General features: G+C 74.2%; 14 protein-coding genes and 1 pseudogene. 10 read left to right on the top strand and 5 right to left on the bottom strand.

Features of this window, described 5'->3' with window-relative positions:
- Nucleotides 1-108: 108 nt before the first annotated feature.
- The 5 genes and pseudogenes from DN051_RS09070 to DN051_RS46445 all read left to right on the top strand — a co-directional run.
- Nucleotides 109-1,092 (top strand): zinc-dependent alcohol dehydrogenase, encoded by a 984-nt coding sequence (locus DN051_RS09070; protein ID WP_112438460.1) that lies wholly within the window; start codon nucleotides 109-111, stop codon nucleotides 1,090-1,092.
- 89 nt (nucleotides 1,093-1,181) lie between these two features.
- Entirely contained in the window at nucleotides 1,182-1,580 is a 399-nt protein-coding gene (locus DN051_RS09065) for a 6-pyruvoyl trahydropterin synthase family protein (RefSeq protein WP_053759104.1), read from the top strand.
- A complete protein-coding gene (locus tag DN051_RS09060; RefSeq protein ID WP_053759103.1) occupies nucleotides 1,577-2,761 on the top strand; it encodes a glycosyltransferase family 4 protein in 1,185 nt (394 codons plus the stop codon). The genes DN051_RS09065 and DN051_RS09060 overlap by 4 nt, the downstream gene beginning before the upstream one ends.
- A complete protein-coding gene (locus tag DN051_RS09055; protein ID WP_053759102.1) occupies nucleotides 2,758-3,813 on the top strand; it encodes a class I SAM-dependent methyltransferase in 1,056 nt (351 codons plus the stop codon). The genes DN051_RS09060 and DN051_RS09055 overlap by 4 nt, the downstream gene beginning before the upstream one ends.
- Nucleotides 3,810-5,006, top strand: a pseudogene (locus tag DN051_RS46445) (lysylphosphatidylglycerol synthase transmembrane domain-containing protein); the annotation flags it as partial. The gene DN051_RS09055 and the pseudogene DN051_RS46445, both read left to right, overlap by 4 nt.
- Before the next feature lie 167 nt (nucleotides 5,007-5,173).
- Here DN051_RS46445 and DN051_RS09045 read toward each other — a convergent pair.
- Nucleotides 5,174-5,974 (bottom strand): creatininase family protein, encoded by an 801-nt coding sequence (locus DN051_RS09045; RefSeq protein WP_079000909.1) that lies wholly within the window; start codon nucleotides 5,972-5,974, stop codon nucleotides 5,174-5,176.
- A gap of 39 nt (nucleotides 5,975-6,013) precedes the next feature.
- Here DN051_RS09045 and ribA point away from each other — a divergent pair, with 39 nt between their 5' ends.
- A complete protein-coding gene (ribA, locus tag DN051_RS09040) occupies nucleotides 6,014-6,673 on the top strand; it encodes a GTP cyclohydrolase II (RefSeq protein ID WP_053759101.1) in 660 nt (219 codons plus the stop codon).
- A gap of 87 nt (nucleotides 6,674-6,760) precedes the next feature.
- On the opposite strand, the gene DN051_RS09035 is transcribed toward ribA, so the two are convergent.
- The 4 genes from DN051_RS09035 to DN051_RS09020 form a co-directional block, all read right to left on the bottom strand.
- Nucleotides 6,761-7,993 carry a serine hydrolase domain-containing protein gene (locus tag DN051_RS09035; RefSeq protein ID WP_112438458.1) on the bottom strand — a complete coding sequence of 411 codons (1,233 nt, stop codon included), beginning with the start codon at nucleotides 7,991-7,993 and terminating at the stop codon, nucleotides 6,761-6,763.
- A 211-nt stretch (nucleotides 7,994-8,204) separates the two neighbouring features.
- The gene (locus DN051_RS09030) at nucleotides 8,205-9,359 is read right to left on the bottom strand and encodes a glycosyltransferase (RefSeq protein ID WP_053759099.1); all 1,155 of its coding nucleotides are present in this window, start codon (nucleotides 9,357-9,359) and stop codon (nucleotides 8,205-8,207) included.
- 36 nt (nucleotides 9,360-9,395) lie between these two features.
- Nucleotides 9,396-10,724, bottom strand: a complete 1,329-nt coding sequence (locus DN051_RS09025; RefSeq protein WP_112438457.1) for a nucleotide sugar dehydrogenase — start codon at nucleotides 10,722-10,724, stop codon at nucleotides 9,396-9,398.
- Between the two features lie 66 nt (nucleotides 10,725-10,790).
- A complete protein-coding gene (locus tag DN051_RS09020) occupies nucleotides 10,791-12,242 on the bottom strand; it encodes a glycosyltransferase family 4 protein (RefSeq protein WP_112438456.1) in 1,452 nt (483 codons plus the stop codon).
- Between the two features lie 37 nt (nucleotides 12,243-12,279).
- Here DN051_RS09020 and wecB point away from each other — a divergent pair, with 37 nt between their 5' ends.
- From wecB to DN051_RS09000, 4 genes are read left to right on the top strand one after another with little or no spacing between them, the layout of a single operon-like run.
- Complete coding sequence (gene wecB, locus DN051_RS09015; protein ID WP_112438455.1) at nucleotides 12,280-13,368, top strand: non-hydrolyzing UDP-N-acetylglucosamine 2-epimerase; 1,089 nt, start codon at nucleotides 12,280-12,282, stop codon at nucleotides 13,366-13,368.
- Nucleotides 13,361-14,008 (top strand): class I SAM-dependent methyltransferase, encoded by a 648-nt coding sequence (locus DN051_RS09010; RefSeq protein ID WP_053759097.1) that lies wholly within the window; start codon nucleotides 13,361-13,363, stop codon nucleotides 14,006-14,008. The genes wecB and DN051_RS09010 overlap by 8 nt, the downstream gene beginning before the upstream one ends.
- A complete protein-coding gene (locus DN051_RS09005; RefSeq protein ID WP_112438454.1) occupies nucleotides 14,008-15,816 on the top strand; it encodes a hypothetical protein in 1,809 nt (602 codons plus the stop codon). The genes DN051_RS09010 and DN051_RS09005 overlap by 1 nt, the downstream gene beginning before the upstream one ends.
- A complete protein-coding gene (locus tag DN051_RS09000; RefSeq protein ID WP_053759095.1) occupies nucleotides 15,813-17,999 on the top strand; it encodes a glycosyltransferase in 2,187 nt (728 codons plus the stop codon). The genes DN051_RS09005 and DN051_RS09000 overlap by 4 nt, the downstream gene beginning before the upstream one ends.
- Nucleotides 18,000-18,009 lie beyond the last annotated feature (10 nt).

Here is an 18,009-nt window from a genome sequence, read left to right as displayed (position 1 = left end):
AACACCCTCCGGCCGTGTGACAGAGTCGATCATCGCCGCGTACTGTGCGCGGCCTGTGCATCCCTCGGTACGTGAACAACTTCCCGATCGTTCAGGAGGACCTCGCCGATGTCCCGCACCGCACACGCCTTCTGGCTCCGCGCACCCGGCCGCGGCGAGATCCGGGAGGTCCCGATCGCGGACCCCGCCGAGGGCGAAGTGCTGGTCCGCAGCCTGTGGTCCGGGGTCAGCCGCGGCACGGAGACACTGGTCTTCCGCGGCCAGGTGCCCGAGAGCCAGTACACGGCGATGCGGGCGCCGTTCCAGGAGGGCGACTTCCCCGGTCCGGTGAAGTACGGCTACCTCAACGTCGGTCTGGTGGAGCAGGGCCCGGCGGAACTGGTCGGCCGTACCGTGTTCTGCCTCTACCCGCACCAGACGCGCTACGTCGTCCCCGCGGCGGCCGTCACCGTGCTGCCGGAGAACGTGCCGGCCGCGCGCGCCGTGCTCGCCGGCACCGTCGAGACCGCCGTCAACGCGCTCTGGGACGCGGCGCCCCTGATCGGCGACCGGATCGCCGTGGTCGGCGGCGGCATGGTCGGCTGCTCGGTGGCCGCGCTGCTGGCCCGGTTCCCCGGCGTACGGCTCCAGTTGGTGGACGCGGACCCCGGGCGGGCCGGGATCGCCGAGGCGCTCGGCGTCGACTTCGCCCTGCCCGGGGACGCGCTCGGCGATTGCGACCTCGTCGTCCACGCCAGCGCCACCGAGCAGGGCCTCGCCCGCTCCCTGGAACTCCTCACCGCCGAGGGCACCGTCGTCGAGCTGAGCTGGTACGGCGACCGCAGGGTCACCCTGCCGCTCGGGGAGGCCTTCCACTCCCGTCGGCTGGTCGTGCGCAGCAGCCAGGTCGGCACCGTCTCCCCGGCCCGGCGCGCCACCCGCGGCTACGGCGACCGGCTGGCCCTCGCCCTCGACCTGCTCGCCGACCCGGCCCTGGACGCCCTGGTCACCGGTGAGTGCGCGTTCGGTGAGCTGCCCGAGGTGATGCCGGGGCTCGCCTCGGGCGAGATTCCCGCGCTCTGTCACCGGGTCCGGTACGAGGACCTCGCCTGACCTCAGAAAAGACGAACGACCGGCTGAACGAAAGAATGACAGCAGCCGTACTAACCGGCGTCCATGCCCCGCACCTGGAGGGTCGTCCGTTGTTCAGTGTCACCGTCCGCGATCACATCATGATCGCCCACAGCTTCCGCGGTGAGGTCTTCGGGCCCGCGCAGCGTCTGCACGGGGCGACGTTCCTGGTGGACGCCACCTTCCGGCGCGAGCAGCTGGACGACGACAACATCGTCGTCGACATCGGACTGGCCACGCAGGAGCTCGGCTCCGTCGTCAGCGACCTGAACTACCGCAACCTCGACAACGAGCCGGAGTTCGCCGGGATCAACACCTCCACCGAGTTCCTGGCGAAGGTCATCGCCGACCGCCTCGCCGAGCGGGTCCACAAGGGCGCGCTGGGCGAGGGCGCCAAGGGGCTCGCGGGCATCTCGGTCACCCTCCACGAGTCGCATGTCGCCTGGGCCGCCTATGAGCGTGGCCTGTGACCGACACGACCACGGAGACGCTTGCGCCCCTCGCCCTCGTCCCCGCGCAGCCCGCGGGCCGGCAGAACGGCGGAATCATCCCGATGTCCCTGCGAACGGTGTACTTCGTCATGCCGGGCGGTGTGGACGACCCGGCCGTTCCCAGCGGCGGCAACGCCTATGACCGCCGGGTCTGCCTGGACCTGCCCGGATTCGGCTGGCAGGTCCGCAAGGAGATCGTCGACGGGGCCTGGCCGCGACCGGCGGCGGACGCCCGCGCCGACCTCGCCCGCCGGCTGCGGGCGATGCCCGACGGCGCGGTCGTCCTGCTCGACGGGCTGGTCGCCTGCGGTGTGCCCGAGATCGTCGTGCCCGAGGCCGAGCGGCTGCGGCTCGCCGTTCTGGTGCACCTCCCGCTCGGCGACGAGACGGGCCTCGCGCCGACCGTGGCCGCGGAGCTGGACACCCGCGAACGCACCGTGCTGCGCGCGGTCGACGCGGTGATCGCCACCAGCGACTGGGCGGTCCGCCGGCTCGTCTCCCACCACGGACTGCCACCCGAACGGGTGCACGCCGCCGCACCGGGTGCCGACATCGCGCCCCTGGCCTCCGGCACCGACGGCGTCTCGCGGCTGCTGTGCGTCGCCGCGGTCACCCCGCGCAAGGGGCAGCACCGGCTGGTCGAGGCGCTCGCCGAGGTGACCGACCTGCCGTGGAGCTGCGTGTGCGTGGGCGGGCTCGGCCAGGACCCGGAGTACGTCGCCCGGCTGCGGGCCCTGATCGAGAAGCACGGTCTGGAGGACCGCGTCCACCTCGTCGGCCCCCGGGCCGGCGCCGAACTCGACGCCACCTACGCCACCGCCGACCTCATGGTCCTCGCCTCGTACGCTGAGACGTACGGCATGGCCGTCACGGAGGCGCTGGCCCGCGGAATTCCGGTGCTGGCCACGGACGTCGGCGGCGTTCCCGAGGCGGTGGGCCGCGCACCCGACGGCGGCGTCCCCGGCATCCTCGTCCCGCCGGAGGACCCCGCCGCCCTCGCCGCCGAACTGCGTGGCTGGTTCGGTGAGGCCGACGTGCGGCGCCGTCTGAAGTCGGCGGCCCGCAGCCGCCGGGCCGCGCTCGACGGCTGGGCGACGACGGCGAAAAGCCTGGCCGGCGTCCTGAGCCGGCTTCCGAACGAACCCCGGAGGGCGGCATGAGGAGGACGACGACGGCCGCGCAGGTCCCGGCCGGACCGGGACCGCGGGGTGAGGAGCACGGGGTGGGCGAACAGCCGGCCGACGGCCGCACACCGCCGACGGACGAGGGGACGACCGCCGGGACCGCCCCGCCGGCCGCCCCCGCGGGCGGAGCGGGCGCCGGTTCCGGACCCGTCGTCGCGGCCGGGGAACGGCCCACGGTCCGGCTGCGTGACGCCGATCCCGAGGAGCCCGCCCGGTACGCGCCGGAATGGCTGGAGCTGCGCGAGGGCGCCGACGCGGTCGCGCGGGCGCCGGAGCTGCTCGACACCTTGCGCGCCCGGCTCGCGGGACGGCCGAGCGGGATCGTCGTGCACGACCTGGGCTGCGGCACCGGATCGATGGGCCGTTGGCTCGCCCCGCGGCTGGACGGCGCCCAGCACTGGATCCTGCACGACCGCGACCCCTACCTCCTGCACTTCGCGGCCGCCGGCTCCCCGCGGGCCGCCGGCGACGGCGGCCATGTCACGGTGGAGACCCGCCGCGGCGACGTCGCCCGGCTGACCCCCGACGCGCTGCGCGGCGCCTCCCTGGTGACGGCGTCCGCGCTGCTCGACGTGCTCACCCGCGAGGAACTCGACACCCTCGCCGCCGCGTGCGCCGGGGCGGGCTGTCCGGCGCTGCTGACGCTGTCCGTGGTCGGCCGGGTCGAGCTCACCCCGGCCGACCCCCTCGACGCGGAGATCGCAGAGGCGTTCAACGCCCACCAGCGGCGCGGCGGCCTGCTCGGCCCGGACGCGGTCACGGCGGCGTGCGAGGCGTTCGCCGCCCACGGGGCCGACGTCCGGGTGCAGCCCAGCCCCTGGCGGCTCGGCCCGGCGGAGTCCGCGCTGACCGCGCAATGGCTGCGCGGCTGGGTGGGCGCGGCGGTGGAACAGCGCCCGGAGCTGGCGGATCGCGCCGAGGGTTACCTCGCGGCCCGTCTGGACGCGTGCGCGGCCGGGGAGTTGCGGGTCGTCGTGCACCACAGCGACCTCCTGGCGCTCACCGGGCCGACGGGCTCGGCGTCATGAGCGCGCGGACCGCGCTCGCGGACACGACGCGGCTGCTGCGCTCGGGCGGGACGAACGACCGCCCCCGCCCGACGGCGGCGAACGCGCGCCCCGTCGCCACCGCGCCGAGGGTCCCGCGACCGCGGTCGCAGCCGCACCCGCCCGCTGCGACAGGGCGGGACGTGCCGCCGGACGGTCCGGCGGCGGCGACTCGTCCCGCGACGGCGGGCGCGGCCGGCCGTGTCCTGCCGCAGGGCCCGGCGTCCACGGCCCGGGCACCGCGCACGGTTACGGCACGGCTTCTGCACGACGGACCGGTCGAGGTGTCCCCGGCGGCCCACGCGCCGACCCCGGCCCGGCCCGGCACGCCGCCGCCCGGTGCGGACGGCACCGCCGCGCCTGCCGCCCGCCGCGGCCTCGGACGTGTCCTGCGCACCCATCTCGGCACCGTCGCGGGCATCGCCATCCTCGGCGTCCTGCTGTGGCGCCTGGGCACCGGTGTCTTCCTGGACGGGCTGCGCCGTATCGACGCGCCCACGCTGGCCGCGGCGGTCGGCATCGGCCTGGTCACCACCGTGTTCAGTGCCTGGCGCTGGCAGTTGGTGGCACGGGGACTGGGCATCCGGCTGCCGTTCGGGTCCGCCCTGGCCGACTACTACCGTGCGCTGTTCCTGAACGCCGCCCTGCCCGGCGGCGTCGTCGGTGATGTGCACCGCGCGGTGCACCACGGGCGCAGCGCCGGTGACCTGGGCCGCGGTGTGCGCTCGGTGGTCCTCGAACGGACCGCCGGCCAGGGCGTCCTGGCCGTGCTGGGCGTGGCGGTCCTGCTGACCGTGCCGTCGCCCGTCATGGCCGGGACCCGGCACGCCGTGGTGCTGTCGGTGTTCGCCGCGCTGGGCGCGCTCGCGATCGTGCTCGCCCTGCGGATGAACCGCGGGCCCGGCGGCGGCAAGGGCCGCGCTTTCCTGGCGGAGGCGCGCGAGGCCCTGCTGTCCCGCCGCAACGGTCCGGGCGTCCTCGGGGCGTCCGTCGTCGTCCTCGCGGGGTACGTCGCGACGTTCCTGCTCGCCGCCCGGGTCACCGGAACGTCGGCCTCGGTGACCGTGCTGCTGCCGCTCGCCGTCCTCGCGCTGCTGGCCATGAGCGTGCCGCTCAACGTCGGCGGCTGGGGGCCCAGGGAGGGCGTCACGGCCTGGGCGTTCGGGGCCGCCGGACTGGGGGCCGGCAACGGCCTGGCCGTCGCCGTCGTGTACGGCGTGCTCAGCTTCGCGGCGAGTGCGCCCGGCGCCCTGGTGCTGGTCGCCCGCTGGTGCGCGGCCCTGCGCGCCCGGGCCGCCTCCGCGGCGCCGGACGCGGCGCCGGGCCACGCACCGGACGGCGACTACTCCGGGTCGCTGCCGGCCGCCCGCCGCACGCCGTCCGCCGGCACGGATGCCGAAGTGAGCAACTCGAAATACGCTCCGAAGGAATCGGTGAGAGCGGCGAGCAGTTCCTTCCCCTTTTCCGCGGCGCCGAGTGAAGGACGGCCGATGACGCCCGAATCGGTATAGGCGGACATGCCCACGGTGAGCAGCCGGCGCCGGTCGTCCGCGATGAAATCGGCGCTCTCATAACCGGGCCTGACCATTTCCGGATGAGTGTGCAGAAGGATGGAGGTCTCGATTTCCCCCGCATGCATGTCGGTGAGCAGCGAGGTCCGCACCCCGGCCCGCTCCCGCGCCTCCTCCCAGTCCTCCGCGGCCGGGAACAGCGCCATCGACTCGCCCCGCGCGGAGGACTCCTGAACGACGTTGCCCAGGACGTAGTTGCCGCCGTGCCCGTTGACGAGGACCAGGGCCTCGACACCCGAACGGCGCAACGACGCCGCCATGTCCCGTATCACCGCGTGAAGGGTCACTGAGGAGATGCTGACGGTCCCCGGCCAGCCCGCGTGCTCGTGCGAGCAGGAGACCGTCACCGGAGGGAGGAGGTGCACCGGATACGCGTCGGCGATCTCCCGGGCGATGGCGCAGGCGACGAGCGTGTCGGTCGCGAGCGGCAGGTACGGACCGTGCTGCTCGAAACTGCCGACGGGCAGGACGGCGACCTGCCGCGGGACACCGGCCGCGCGCGCCCGAACGTCCAGCGTGGTGTCGGACGGCAGCAGACCGTGCGGCACCGACCGGGTTCCCGAACCACTCATCTTTTCACGGCCTTTCGTCTCTGTTGAGGAACTCAGATCATGACAGAAAACCTTGGCATAATCGGCAAGAAGTCAGCGCAGCGCACGGGCGTGGAACGCGTCGTGAATGCTCCCTTGCCCACCGTGTACGGCAAATTCGACGCGGTCGGCTATGTGGACCACGACCGTGGTGTCGACCAAGTGGCCCTGGTCTACGGCGACATCGGCACCGAGCAGGTCCTCACCCGGCTGCATTCGGAGTGCCTGACCGGGGACGCCTTCGGCTCGCAGCACTGCGAGTGCGGCGACCAACTGGCTTCCGCGCTGCGTGCCGTCGTCGCCGAGGGACGCGGTGTCGTCGTCTATCTCAGAGGGCACGAGGGCCGCGGGATAGGACTGCTCGCCAAGCTGCGCGCGATGGCCCTCCAGGCGGAGGGCCTGGACACCGTCGAGGCGAATCTCGCGCTCGGCCTGCCGGTGGACGCGCGCGACTACGGCGCCGCCGCCGAGATCCTGCGGGACCTGGGTGTGCGTTCGGTGCGCCTGATGTCGAACAACCCGCGCAAGCGCGAGGCGCTGCTGCGGTACGGCATCCAGGTCGCCGAGGAGGTCCCGCTGCTGATCGCGCCGAGTGAGAACAACATCACGTACCTGCGCACGAAGCGGGAGCGGCTGGACCACCGTCTGCCGCACCTGGACGCGGTGGCCCACTGGTCCTGAGCCGGTCACGGCGGTGTACTGGCGGGCGGTCGCCCCGGCGTCCGGGCCGGGGCGACCCGACGGCAGCGGCGCCCGGTGGCGCGCGGGTCAGTCCGTGACCGCCTCGTGGACCAGCCGCTTGAGGTCCCGGAACACCGTGTGGGTGCCCCTCGGCCGCACTTGCGTCATGAACTGCACGCTGAGGTCGCGGCCCGGGTCGACCCAGAAGGTCGTGGTGGCCACACCGGTCCAGCCGTACGTGCCGAGGCCGGCGGGCGCGACGGTGCGGGCGGGGTCGACGACCACGGAGACGCCGAGCCCGAAGCCGACGCCCTCGTTGCCGGGCTCGTCGTGGGCGGGGCGGCTGCCGAAGGAGCGCAGGTCCGCGCCGCCGGGGAGCTGGTTGCTGGTCATCAGGCCGACCGTCTCGGGGGTGAGCAGCCGGGTGCCGTCGAGTTCCCCGCGGCGGCGCAGCAGTTCCGTGAAGCGGTGCACGTCGTACGCGCCGGCCACCATGCCGCCGCTGCCGGACAGGAAGCGCGGGCGGCCGCGCAGCGGCAGTCCGGGGACCGGCTCGATTCCGGAGCCGTCCTCCTTCTCCCCGTACAACTCGGCCAGCCGGAGGGCCTGTTCGCCGTCGACCTCGAAACCGGCGTCCGGCATCCCGAGCGGGCCGAAGATCCGCTCGGCGAAGAACTCGTCCAGCGGCCGGCCCGACACCACCTCGATGATGCGGCCGAGGACGTTGCTGGCCACGGAGTAGTTCCACTGGGTGCCCGGCTCGAACTGAAGCGGCAGGCTCGCGTACACGTCGATCGTCTCGGCGAGGTCCGCGCCCGGCGGCACCGAGGACTCCAGTCCGGCCTCGCGGTAGAGGGCGTCGACGGGGTGCGAGTGGTAGAAGGCGAAGGTCAGGCCCGCGGTGTGGGTCATCAGGTGCCGGACGAGCATCGGCCGGGCGGCCGGCCGGGTCACGGTGCCGGTGCCGGAACCGCTGTCGTAGACCCGCGCGTCGGCGAAGGCGGGCAGGTGGCGGGCGACCGGGTCGTCGAGCGACAGCCGCCCCTCCTCCATCAGCATCAGCGCGGCGACCGAGGTGACCGGCTTGGTCATGGAGTAGATCCGCCAGAGCGTGTCGGGCTCGACGGGAGTCGCGGCGGCGAGGTCGCGGTGACCGTGTGTCGTCAGATGGGCGACCCGGCCGCTGCGGGCGACCAGGACGAGGAAGCCGGGCAGCCGGCCCTCGTCGACATGGTGGGCGAAGTGCTGGTCGAGGCGGTCGAGCGCCTTGGGATCCAGCCCGGCCTCGCCCGGGTCGACCTCTTGCCGCAACTGTGCCATCCGTGTCCTCCGGTTCCGGTCCGTCGAGGTGCGATCGGGCATACCCCGCCCGCGCGTCCTCAGACCTCATCGTCGCGCAGTGATGCGCAAACGTCCCTCCGGATGACCTTGTTGCCGCTGACGGCCCGTCTGATTCCGTCCGGACCATCGCCGTCGCCGTCGCCGTTGCCGTTGCCGTCGCCGTGCCGGACCGGGCGCCCGCCCGCCCGACTCAGCGTGTGCGCAGGGGGGTTCCGAGGCCGCGCTCGGCACGGGCGTCGGCTGCCTCCTTCGTCCAGATCTCCAGCCACGCAGCGAACTCGCCCGCCTTGTCCGACCAGTCGAGCTCGGCCAGGGCCGCGGTCCGGCCGCGCCGGGCTGCGCCGCGCCGCAGCTCGCGGTCGGCGCGCAGCCGCCGTACCGCTTCCGCGGCCGCCGCCGGGTCCCCGTACGGGACGACGAGGCCGCAGCCGTGCCGCCGCACGAGGTCGGCGGCCAGGGGGGTCGGCGTGGTGACGACGGGGACGCCGTGCGCCATGTACTCGACGACCTTGGTGGGCCGTGAGTGGCGGTAGTTGGGCTGGTCGTGCAGCAGGGACAGACCGGCCAGGGCCCCGGAGAGCCGCGCGAGCGCCAGGTCGTTGGGCAGGTAGCCGTACCAGCGCAGGACGCCCCGGCGGTCGGCCTCGGTCAGCGCGTCGCGGACGTCGGGATCGGCCGCGCCGATGGCCACGACGCGTATGTCGGGGCGCAGCAGCCGGGCGGTCTCGACGAGGTCGAGCGCGCCGCGCGCCCGCGACAGATGGCCGAGGTAGACCACCTCGTCCGGGCCCGGCGGCCGGGGCTGTTCCACCGGCACGTACACCAGATTGGGCACCACCGGGTGGGGGCGGCGGAAGCGGGACTGGTAGGCGTCCTCGGCGAGCAGCAGCCGCAGATGCCGCTCGGCCAGGTGTTCCGCGGCCCGTACGGCGAGCCGCAGCGGGGGACGCAGCACCTGCGGCAGCCAGGGCTTCATCACCAGCGCGGCGGCCGTGTCCTCGTGCACGTCCCACACGGTCACCGGGCCCCGCCCGCCGCGCCGCCAGCCGCGCAGCGTGCCCGGCAGGGCGAGCAGCAGCTCGGGGTCGTGCAGCAGCACCACGTCCATCTCGGGCCCGCGCTCGGCCAGCAGCGCGCGGACGGCCCGCAGCGCCGTACGGCGGTCACGGCCGACGGCCCGCGGCAGGTCCACGCCCTCCACGTCGGACCGCGGTGTCACCCCGCGGTCCGCGAACGGCGCCGCGTACACGACCCGGTGGCCGCGGCCGGTCAGAGCGGCGATCTGCCGGTGCAGTATCCGCGCGTCCTCGGGATGGTGGACGACGGTCACGACGAGTATGCGCATCAGTGCACCTTTCAACTCCGCGCGGCGCCCGGGCCGTCACAGCACCTCGACACCGGGCCGGAAGATCCGCCCCCGGGTGTCGAAGAGACGGCGGGCCGCGTCCGCGAGGGCGGGCAGGTCGTAGGCGGAGTGGTCCTGGAGCAGGATCGTGAGGTCGTGCTCGCGCACGGCGGCCATGAGGTCGTCGACCCGGGTGACGGGCGCACCGTCGACGGACCACTCCGGTACGTGCGGGTCGTGGAAGCGGACCACGGCCTGACGTGCCCGCAGCAGCCGGACCACCGGCACGGCCGGTGTCTCGCGCTGGTCGGCGACGTCGGGCTTGTAGGTGACCCCGAGCAGCAGGACCCGGGATCCCTGCAGCGGCCGGCCGGCGGCGTTGAGCAGGTCCTGGGCACGGCGCACGACGTACTCCGGCATCCGCCGGTTGATCTCCTGGGCGAGCCCGACGAACCGGAAGTCGTAGCCCAGCGAGGAACGCACCTTGAACGACAGGTAGTTCGGGTCGATGGGGATGCAGTGGCCGCCCACTCCGGCGCCCGGCCGGAAGGCCTGGAAGCCGAACGGCTTCGTGGAGGCGCAGCGGATCGCGTCCCAGAGGTCTACGCCGATCTCGCGGCAGAACATCGCCATCTCGTTGACCAGGGCGATGTTCACGTGCCGGTAGGTGTTCTCCAGCAGCTTGGCCATCTCGGCCTCGCGGGTGCCCTTGGCCTGCACCACCGTGTCGACGAGCTTGCCGTAGAAGGTCGCGGCACGGGTGGCGCAGCCGGGGGTGACACCGCCGACCACCTTGGGCGTCTCGCGCAGCCCGTGAGTGGTGGCGCCGGGGTCGATGCGCTCCGGTGAGAAGGCGAGCGCGAAGTCCGTGCCGGCCCGCAGGCCGGATATCTCCTCCAGCAGTGGCCGTACGACCTCGTCGGTGGTGCCCGGATACGTGGTCGACTCCAGCACGACGAGCCGGCCGCGCCGCAGCCGGCCGGCCACCGAGCGGACGGCGGAGGTGACCGCGTCCAGGTCGGGGCCGCCGTCCGGGCTGAGCGGTGTCGGCACACAGATCACCACGGTCTGCGCGCGGGCCAGGCAGGCGTCGTCGGTGTGGGCCCGGAAGCGTGCCGCGAGCATCCGGCGCACCTCGTCGTCGGACACGTCGTCCACGTGCGAGCGTCCGGAGTTGAGCGCCTCCACGACGCGCGGGTCGCGGTCCAGGCCCACCACGCGCAGGCCCGTCTCGGCCGCTTCCCGGGCCAGCGGCAGTCCGACGTAGCCGAGGCCGATCACCGCGAGTTCGACGTCGTCGGTGCTGTCCTTGTCCCCGAGCGGTTCGCTCGTCTCCCCGAGCGGTTCGGTCTGTTGGCCCCGCATAGGGTTCACCGCCTCGTTGCAGGAACTGCCGGATCCGAAGGTCGTGCGGCGCGCGGTCGGACGGCGTCAGACGCAGCCGAGCAGCCGGTACGCCTCACGGGTCGTGTCGGCGACCCGTGCCCAGGTGCGTTCACGGGCGACCACCGCGCGGGCGGCCGCTCCCCATTCGATCCGCCGCTCTTGACTGTAAAGCAATGTTTTCAAAGCTTCTGCCCAAGCTTGTGGGGATTGGGGCGAAATGAGCTGTCCGGTCACGCCGGGTTCGACCAGCTCCGCCAGTGCGGTGAGATCACTGGCCGCCACCGGCAGCCCGCTCGCCATCGCCTCGACCGGCTTCAGCGGCGTCACCAGCCGGCACACCCGCTCATCGGTGCGGGGCACCGCGAAGACGTCCAACACCGCGTGGAATCCGCGCACTTGGTCGTGCGGCACCCGGCCGGTGAACAGGGCCGCGCCGCCGCTCAGGCCCAGCCGGCCGGCCAGTCGTTCGAGGTGCGCGCGCTCGGGGCCGTCGCCCACGATCAGCAGCCGCAGCGGAACCCCCAGGCGCCTGAGTTCGGCCCCCGCGAGAAGCAGGGTGTCGATTCCCTCGTATGGAGTAAGGCTGCTGACGGTGCCGACCACGAACTCGTCCGGCGCGATACCGAGTCGGGCCCGCAGCGGCGTCCCGTCCGGCGGCGGGGCCAGGAACTCCTCGTCCACCGCGTTCGGCGCGATCAGCACCCGGTCCGCGGGCACCCCGCGCGCCACGATCTCGGCCCGCATCGCCGCACCCAGCGTCAGCACCAGGTCCGCCTCCCGCATGCACCGCGTCTCCAGCTCCCGGCGCGCCCGGTAGGTGGCGTCGTCGCGCGAGCGGCCCGGCGCCTGCGTCAGCCAGGTCTCCTCCAGAAATCCCCGCACCTCGTAGACCACGGGCAGCCCGTAGGCCTCCCGCAGGGCCAGCGCCACACGGCCGTTCCCGTGGTCGGTGGCCGCGTGCAGCACGGCCGGCCGCAGCCGCTCCACCAGGCGCGCGGCCAGCTCGGCGTTCCGGGTGAGCAGCGCTGCCTGCCCGTACGGGAGCCAGGGCGGGAGCAGCCGGTGCTGCGGCACACCGCCGACGATCTGCGACGGGCGCGCGTCCAGCACGCCCTGGGCCACCGGGAATCCGATACGTGTCACGACATGCGGGTCGAGTCCGGCCGCCCGCTGCGCCTCGGTGAGCTTGCGGGTGCGCACGGTGTAGCCGGCCTGCTTGTACGGCACGCCGTTGGTGACCAGGTGCAGCACCCGGCCCGGCACCGGCCGGAGCCTTCGTCCGGCCGGGGCGCGCACCCGTGACCCGGATGGAGCAGCGGCGGGCCCGGCAGTCCCGGCCCGTCCGGTGAGCCGCCGCTCCACCGGCTCCAGCCTGCGCCGGACGGGCGGCGGCAGCAGCCGGACCCCGAGCGCCACGGCCCTGAGCGGGTCATGACGCAGCTCGCCCCATGCGACGGATACCGCCAGACTCAGGGCAAGAGGTGCATTTCTGAACATAGCGCCCACGGTAGGCGGGAGCGGAGAACGTTACGAGATGAACGGCCGCGTACTCCACGTCGTCGGCACCAGGCCGAACTTCGTCAAGGCCGCCCCGGTCGTCGCCGCCCTGCGCACGGCCGGCTGCGACCAGGTCCTGGTGCACACCGGCCAGCACTACGACGAACGGATGTCGGACGTCTTCTTCCGGCAGCTGGGCCTGCCCGAACCGGACACCGACCTCGGGGTCGGCTCCGGCAGCCACGCCCGGCAGACGGCCGACCTGCTGGTCGCCCTGGAGACCGAACTCGCCGCCCGCGCACCGGACCTGGTGGTGGTCTACGGCGACGTGAACTCCACGCTCGCCGCCGCCCTCGTCGCCGCCAAGCTGGAGATGCCGCTCGCCCATGTGGAGGCGGGGCTGCGCAGCTTCGACATGGCGATGCCGGAGGAGGTCAACCGGCGGCTGGTCGACCAGCTGGCCGAGCTGCTGTTCGCCACCAGCGCCGACGCCGTCGGCCACCTCGCCCGCGAGGGTGTCGACGTCGGGCGCGTCCACCTGGTCGGCAACCCCATGATCGACACCCTGATCGGCCACCTCGACCACTTCGACCCCGCGGCCGCCCGCGCGGCCCACGGCCTGCCCGAGCGCTACGCCGTGGTCACCCTGCACCGGCCGGCCAACGTCGACGACCCCGAGGCGGTGCGCGCCGCCGCGCGCGCCCTGACCGAGGCGGCCCGCCACCTGGACCTCGCCGTACCGCTGCACCCCCGCGGACGGCAGGCCCTCAGCGAGGCCGGACTGGCCGGCGCCCCGGGCGTGCATCTGCTGGACCCGCTCGGCTACGTCGAGTTCATGAGCCTGGTCCGCGGCGCCGCCGCCGTGATCACCGACTCCGGCGGTGTGCAGGAGGAGACCACCGTGCTGGGCGTGCCCTGTCTGACGCTGCGCACCACCACCGAGCGCCCGGTGACCGTCACCCACGGCACCAACCGCCTGGTGACGCACGCCGAGTTGGTGCCCGCGCTGGGCAAGGTGCTGGCGGGCGGCCAGCCGCCGCCCGCCGAGGGCCCGCCGCTGTGGGACGGACACGCAGGCCCGAGGATCGCCGACGTCGTCACCCGCTGGCTGGACCACCATGCCTGACGCCGCCACGGACACCGACCGGACCCGCGCCTACTGGGACACCCGGCACCGCGAGCACGACGACCTGGCCTCCGGCGGCCACATCGGCCTGGACCGGGCGGGCAACGAGATCTTCTACGCCCTGCGGCTCGGCGCGCTGCTCGACCTGACCGGCGACCTGTCCGGCCCCGAGGCCCCGCTGTTCGTGCTCGACGCGGGCTGCGGGAAAGGGCACTTCGCCCGGGGCCTGGCCCGCTGCGGCCACCGCGTCGACGCCTTCGACACCAGCGAAGAAGCCGTCGCGCACGCGCGTGCCGAGGGCGGCGGCCCGCGCTACGCCGTCGCCGCGCTCGACCAGTGGCGCAGCGCCTGGCCCTACGACGTCGTCCTGTGCGTCGACGTCCTCTTCCACGTCCTCGACGACGCCGAGTGGGCGAGGGCCCTGCACAACCTCGCCTCCCTCGTCCGGATCACCGGACAGCTGATCGTCACCGACGAGAACACCCGCCACCGCGTACCGCGCGGCGGCTACATCGTGCACCGGCCCCTCGCCGAGTACCGCGCGCACCTCGAACCCCTGGGCCTGCGCCACACCGCATTCCGCCCCTACGGCTTCCGCGAGAACGAGGTCGGCTTCCACGTCTTCACAAGGAGCCGCTGATGCGCCTGACCGATCTGCTCCACCCCCATCTGGACGGCGTCACCACCGTGGTGGACGCCACTCAGGGCGGCCTGAACCTGGAGCCCTATCTGCACCTGCCCGGCGGCGTCACGCTGCGCCAGTACGACGGAGGTCCCGTCGAGGCCGGCGAGCTGGTGCTCCTGTCGTACGGCCCGGACCCCGCCCTGCACGGCACCGAGGCGGACTGCCTCGCCGTGCCGGAACGGATGCGCCCCGGCGCCCGGGGCCTGGTCGCCTTCGGCCACCCCGGGCCCGAACTGCCCTATCACCGGCTCCTGGACGGCCTGGTCACCCACCGCTGCCAGGTGGTGCGGGCCGTTCCGCTCGACTATCAGCATCTGCACGCCGGCGCGGTGTTCGTCCGCACCGAGGAACTCCTGCCGCCCCACGACTGGTTCGGCCGCCCCGTCGACTCCGACGGCTTCGCCACCGCGCTGCGGATCGCCGACGAGTACGTCCTGGCCGACCTGGTCTCCCGGTCGCTGCGCGCCCACGTCCTGGACCTGGAACGCGCGGCCGAGGACGCGGAGCAGTCCCGGGGCGCCGACCGGGGCGAGGGCCTCGCCGACCGCCTGGCCGCCGCCGTACGGGAGAAGGAACAACTGGCCTCGGCGCTGCGCGCCGCCCGCGAGCGGACCGGTCTGCTCCAGGCCAGGGTCGCCATGCTGGAGGGCTCCACCTCGCTGCGCGTCGGACGGGCGCTCGTCGGGGCCGCCCGGTCACCGCGGCGCGGGGCCACCCGGCTGCCGCGCGAACTGTACGGACTGTGGCGCGGACGGGTGCGGTCGCGGCCCACCGCCCCGGCCGGCCCGGCGCGGGCACCCGAACCGCCTGCGGTCGCGGACGACCGCCTGCATCTCGCGCACCGCGCCTTCGCCCCCGCGCCCCGCGACCGCCTGGTGATCGCCGGCGTGCTCACCGACGCCACCGCGGCGGACTTCGCGGCGGACGCCGTGGTCGGCCGGGTGCTGCCGCACGACGGCCGCCAGATGGTGCGGCGCACCGACCCGGACGCGCTGGTCGTCCAGCTCAGCGCCTGCACCGGTGACGGCCCCTGGTCGCTGACCGGCACCGGTTTCGCCCCCGACCTCGACCGCGCGCTCGCCGAACTGCTCACCGAGACACGCGCGTCGGGGCGCGCGGCCGTGCTGTGGCGGGACGGACCGCTCTCGGCCGCCCCCGGACTGGCCCACTTCGCCTGGGACGCCGTCCTGGACGCCGACACGGGTGTCCGGCCGGCCGCGCTCGACCCGGCGGCGGACGGCAGGGAACGGCTGCGGGAGGTGTTCCGCACCGGCAGCACACGGGTGCGGCTGTCGGAGCTGGCCCGCCGGGTCGGCGCGCCCGATCCGCTGGACCTGCGGCGGATCGCGGTGCTGGCCGCGCCCCGGGGACCGGCCGACGTCGCCCGGCTCGTCGCCCAGGTGCTCGGCCAGATCCACCGGCCCGACGAGGTCGTCGTGCCCGACCCCACCGGCCTCGACGAACTCACCGCCGCCGGGATCACGGTGCGCACCGGTGAGCCGCTCGCGCCCTGGGTCGCGGACTGGACCGATCCGGCCGAGGACCGCCCGAGGACGCTGCTGCTGGATCTGATGTGCGCCCAGGAGTACTCCGGCGCCGACGTGGTGGGCACCCCCTCCGCGGCCGACGACGACTACACCTTCGTCCCCGAACTGCGGCCGCTGCTCGTGCGGCGCGCGCTGCACACCTGCGCGGTGCCGCCCGGGATGTGGGCACGCCACGGGTACCGCCTGTTCGCCGTGTACGGGAAGGAGCCGGCATGAGCCGCACGCTGAGGGCGCTCGTCTACGGCGACGTGGACCTCAACATCATCGACGGCTCCGCCGTCTGGGCGCAGTCGACCGTCCAGGCGCTGGCCGGCGCGGGCTGCGAGACCCGGCTCGTCCTCAAGGCCCCGGTGCGCACCGGGCGGTTGATCGACCCGCTGTCCGGGCTGCCCGGTGTCACGGTGGTGCGCCCGCACGAGGACGGGCTGCTGTCCGGGCCGGGCGACCGGCCGCTGTCGCCGGTGCAGGCCGCGCAGGCGCTCGTCCGGCTCGACGAGGAGACGCCCTGCGACCTGCTGGTGCTGCGCGGGCGGCGGCTGGTCACCCATGTGGTCGCCGACGGGCACTTCGACGGGCGGATCTGGGCCTACCTCACCGACATCCCGCAGTCCCCGGCCGAGATGACCGAGGAGGCCGGGGAGGAACTCGAACGCATCGCGCGGGCCGCCCGGCGACTGCTGTGCCAGACCGAGGAGCTGCGCTGCTTCCTGGAGGCCTGGGTGCCCGAGGCCTGCGGCCGGTGCGTGCTCAGCCCGCCCGCCGTGCCCGAGCCCGGCTTCCCGGTGCCGGAGGGCGACCGGCCGCACGATCCGTTCCGGCTCGTCTACACCGGGAAGTTCGCGCCCCGCTGGAACACCCTGCCCATGACACGGCTGCCGTCGCTGCTGGCCGAGCGGGGCATCCGCGCCGAGCTGCACACCGTCGGCGACAAGATCCACGAGGACCGCTCCCGGCCGGAGTTCCGGCCGGCCATGGCCCGCGCGCTGGACGGCGGCGCGCCGGGCGTCGAGCACCACGGCGGGCAGCCGCGCGAGGAGGCCATGCGGATCGCCGCCGGCTGCGACCTGGGCCTCGGCTGGCGCGACCCCGTCCTCGACGCCAGCCTCGAACTGTCCACCAAGGTCCTGGAGTTCGGCGCGCTGGGCCTGCCCGTCGTGCTCAACCGCACGCCCGTCCACGAGGCCCTGCTCGGTGCCGACTACCCGCTGTACGTCCCCGGGCGGGCCGGGCTCGACGACGCGGTGGACACCGTGGCGCTGGCCGTGCGTGAGCCCGGGGCGCGGCGGCTGGCGGCCGACCGCTGCCGCCGGGCCGCGGCGCGCTACACGCTGGGACAGGCGACACAGCGGTGGCGGACGCAGCTCGAACAGGCCTTCCCGCAGGCCCCGGCCGCCGTGACGGCCCGGCCGCGACCGCTGCGCGTCGGCGTCGCGGGCCACGACCTGAAGTTCCTCACCCGGCTCCTCGACCACTTCCGCGCGCTGCCCGGTCTCGACGTACGGGTCGACGCCTGGCCGGCGCTGGCCCGGCACGATCCGGCCGAGAGCCGCGAACTCGCCGCCTGGGCCGATGTGGTGATCGTCGAATGGTGCGGTCCGGCGGCCGTCTGGTACAGCCGCCACAAGCGGCCGGGCAGCCGGCTGGTGATCCGCCTGCACCGCTTCGAGCTGGACGCCCCGTGGCCGCACGACGTCGACATCGACGCCGTCGACACGGTGGTGTGCGTCAGCCCGTACTACGCCCGCCGCACCCGTGAGGTCACCGGTTGGCCGCGGGAGAAGGTCACCGTGGTACCCAACTGGGTGGACACCGACCAGCTCGACCGGACCAAGGCCCCCGGCGCCCGGTTCCGGCTCGGCATGATCGGCATCGCGCCGAGCCGCAAACGCCTCGACCTCGGCCTGGACGTGCTGGAGGCCCTGCGGGCCCGGGACCGCCGCTGGCACCTGAGGGTCAAGTCCAAGCCGCCGTGGGAGTACTGGTGGATCTGGAACAAGCCTGACGAACGCGCCCACTACGACTCCGTCCTGCGCCGTATGCAGACCTCGCCGCTGCTCGAAGGAGCCGTGGTCTTCGACGGGTTCGGGGCGGACGTGGCGAGCTGGCTGCGGCGCGTCGGGCATGTGCTGTCCACCAGCGACGACGAGAGCTTCCACCTCGCCCCGGCGGAGGGCATGGCCTCCTGCGCCGTGCCCTCGCTGCTCCCGTGGCCGGGGGCGGACGAGATCTACGACGCGCGGTGGATCCACCGGCACCCGGAGGCGATGGCGGAGGCCATCGCCGGGCTGGGGGAGGAGGACTGGCTCTCCGCCGGCCGACTGGCCCGTACGCAGGCACGGGAGAACTTCTCGCTGGAGCGGGTGGCCCGCGACTGGACGGAGCTGCTGGTGGCCCGGTGACACCGCGGGT

Source organism: Streptomyces cadmiisoli (assembly GCF_003261055.1).
Taxonomy (GTDB): Bacteria; Actinomycetota; Actinomycetes; order Streptomycetales; family Streptomycetaceae; genus Streptomyces; species Streptomyces cadmiisoli.
Note: the sequence above shows the minus strand (reverse complement) of the source record. Positions and strands in the feature narration are given on the sequence as shown.

Coding starts and splice junctions, on each gene's coding strand:
- DN051_RS09070 (WP_112438460.1), top strand. CDS start 109: ATGTCCCGCACCGCACACGCCTTCTGGCTCCGCGCACCCGGCCGCGGC.
- DN051_RS09055 (WP_053759102.1), top strand. CDS start 2,758: ATGAGGAGGACGACGACGGCCGCGCAGGTCCCGGCCGGACCGGGACCG.
- DN051_RS09045 (WP_079000909.1), bottom strand. CDS start 5,974: ATGAGTGGTTCGGGAACCCGGTCGGTGCCGCACGGTCTGCTGCCGTCC.
- ribA (WP_053759101.1), top strand. CDS start 6,014: ATGACAGAAAACCTTGGCATAATCGGCAAGAAGTCAGCGCAGCGCACG.
- DN051_RS09035 (WP_112438458.1), bottom strand. CDS start 7,993: ATGGCACAGTTGCGGCAAGAGGTCGACCCGGGCGAGGCCGGGCTGGAT.
- DN051_RS09030 (WP_053759099.1), bottom strand. CDS start 9,359: ATGCGCATACTCGTCGTGACCGTCGTCCACCATCCCGAGGACGCGCGG.
- DN051_RS09025 (WP_112438457.1), bottom strand. CDS start 10,724: ATGCGGGGCCAACAGACCGAACCGCTCGGGGAGACGAGCGAACCGCTC.
- DN051_RS09020 (WP_112438456.1), bottom strand. CDS start 12,242: ATGTTCAGAAATGCACCTCTTGCCCTGAGTCTGGCGGTATCCGTCGCA.
- wecB (WP_112438455.1), top strand. CDS start 12,280: ATGAACGGCCGCGTACTCCACGTCGTCGGCACCAGGCCGAACTTCGTC.
- DN051_RS09010 (WP_053759097.1), top strand. CDS start 13,361: ATGCCTGACGCCGCCACGGACACCGACCGGACCCGCGCCTACTGGGAC.
- DN051_RS09005 (WP_112438454.1), top strand. CDS start 14,008: ATGCGCCTGACCGATCTGCTCCACCCCCATCTGGACGGCGTCACCACC.
- DN051_RS09000 (WP_053759095.1), top strand. CDS start 15,813: ATGAGCCGCACGCTGAGGGCGCTCGTCTACGGCGACGTGGACCTCAAC.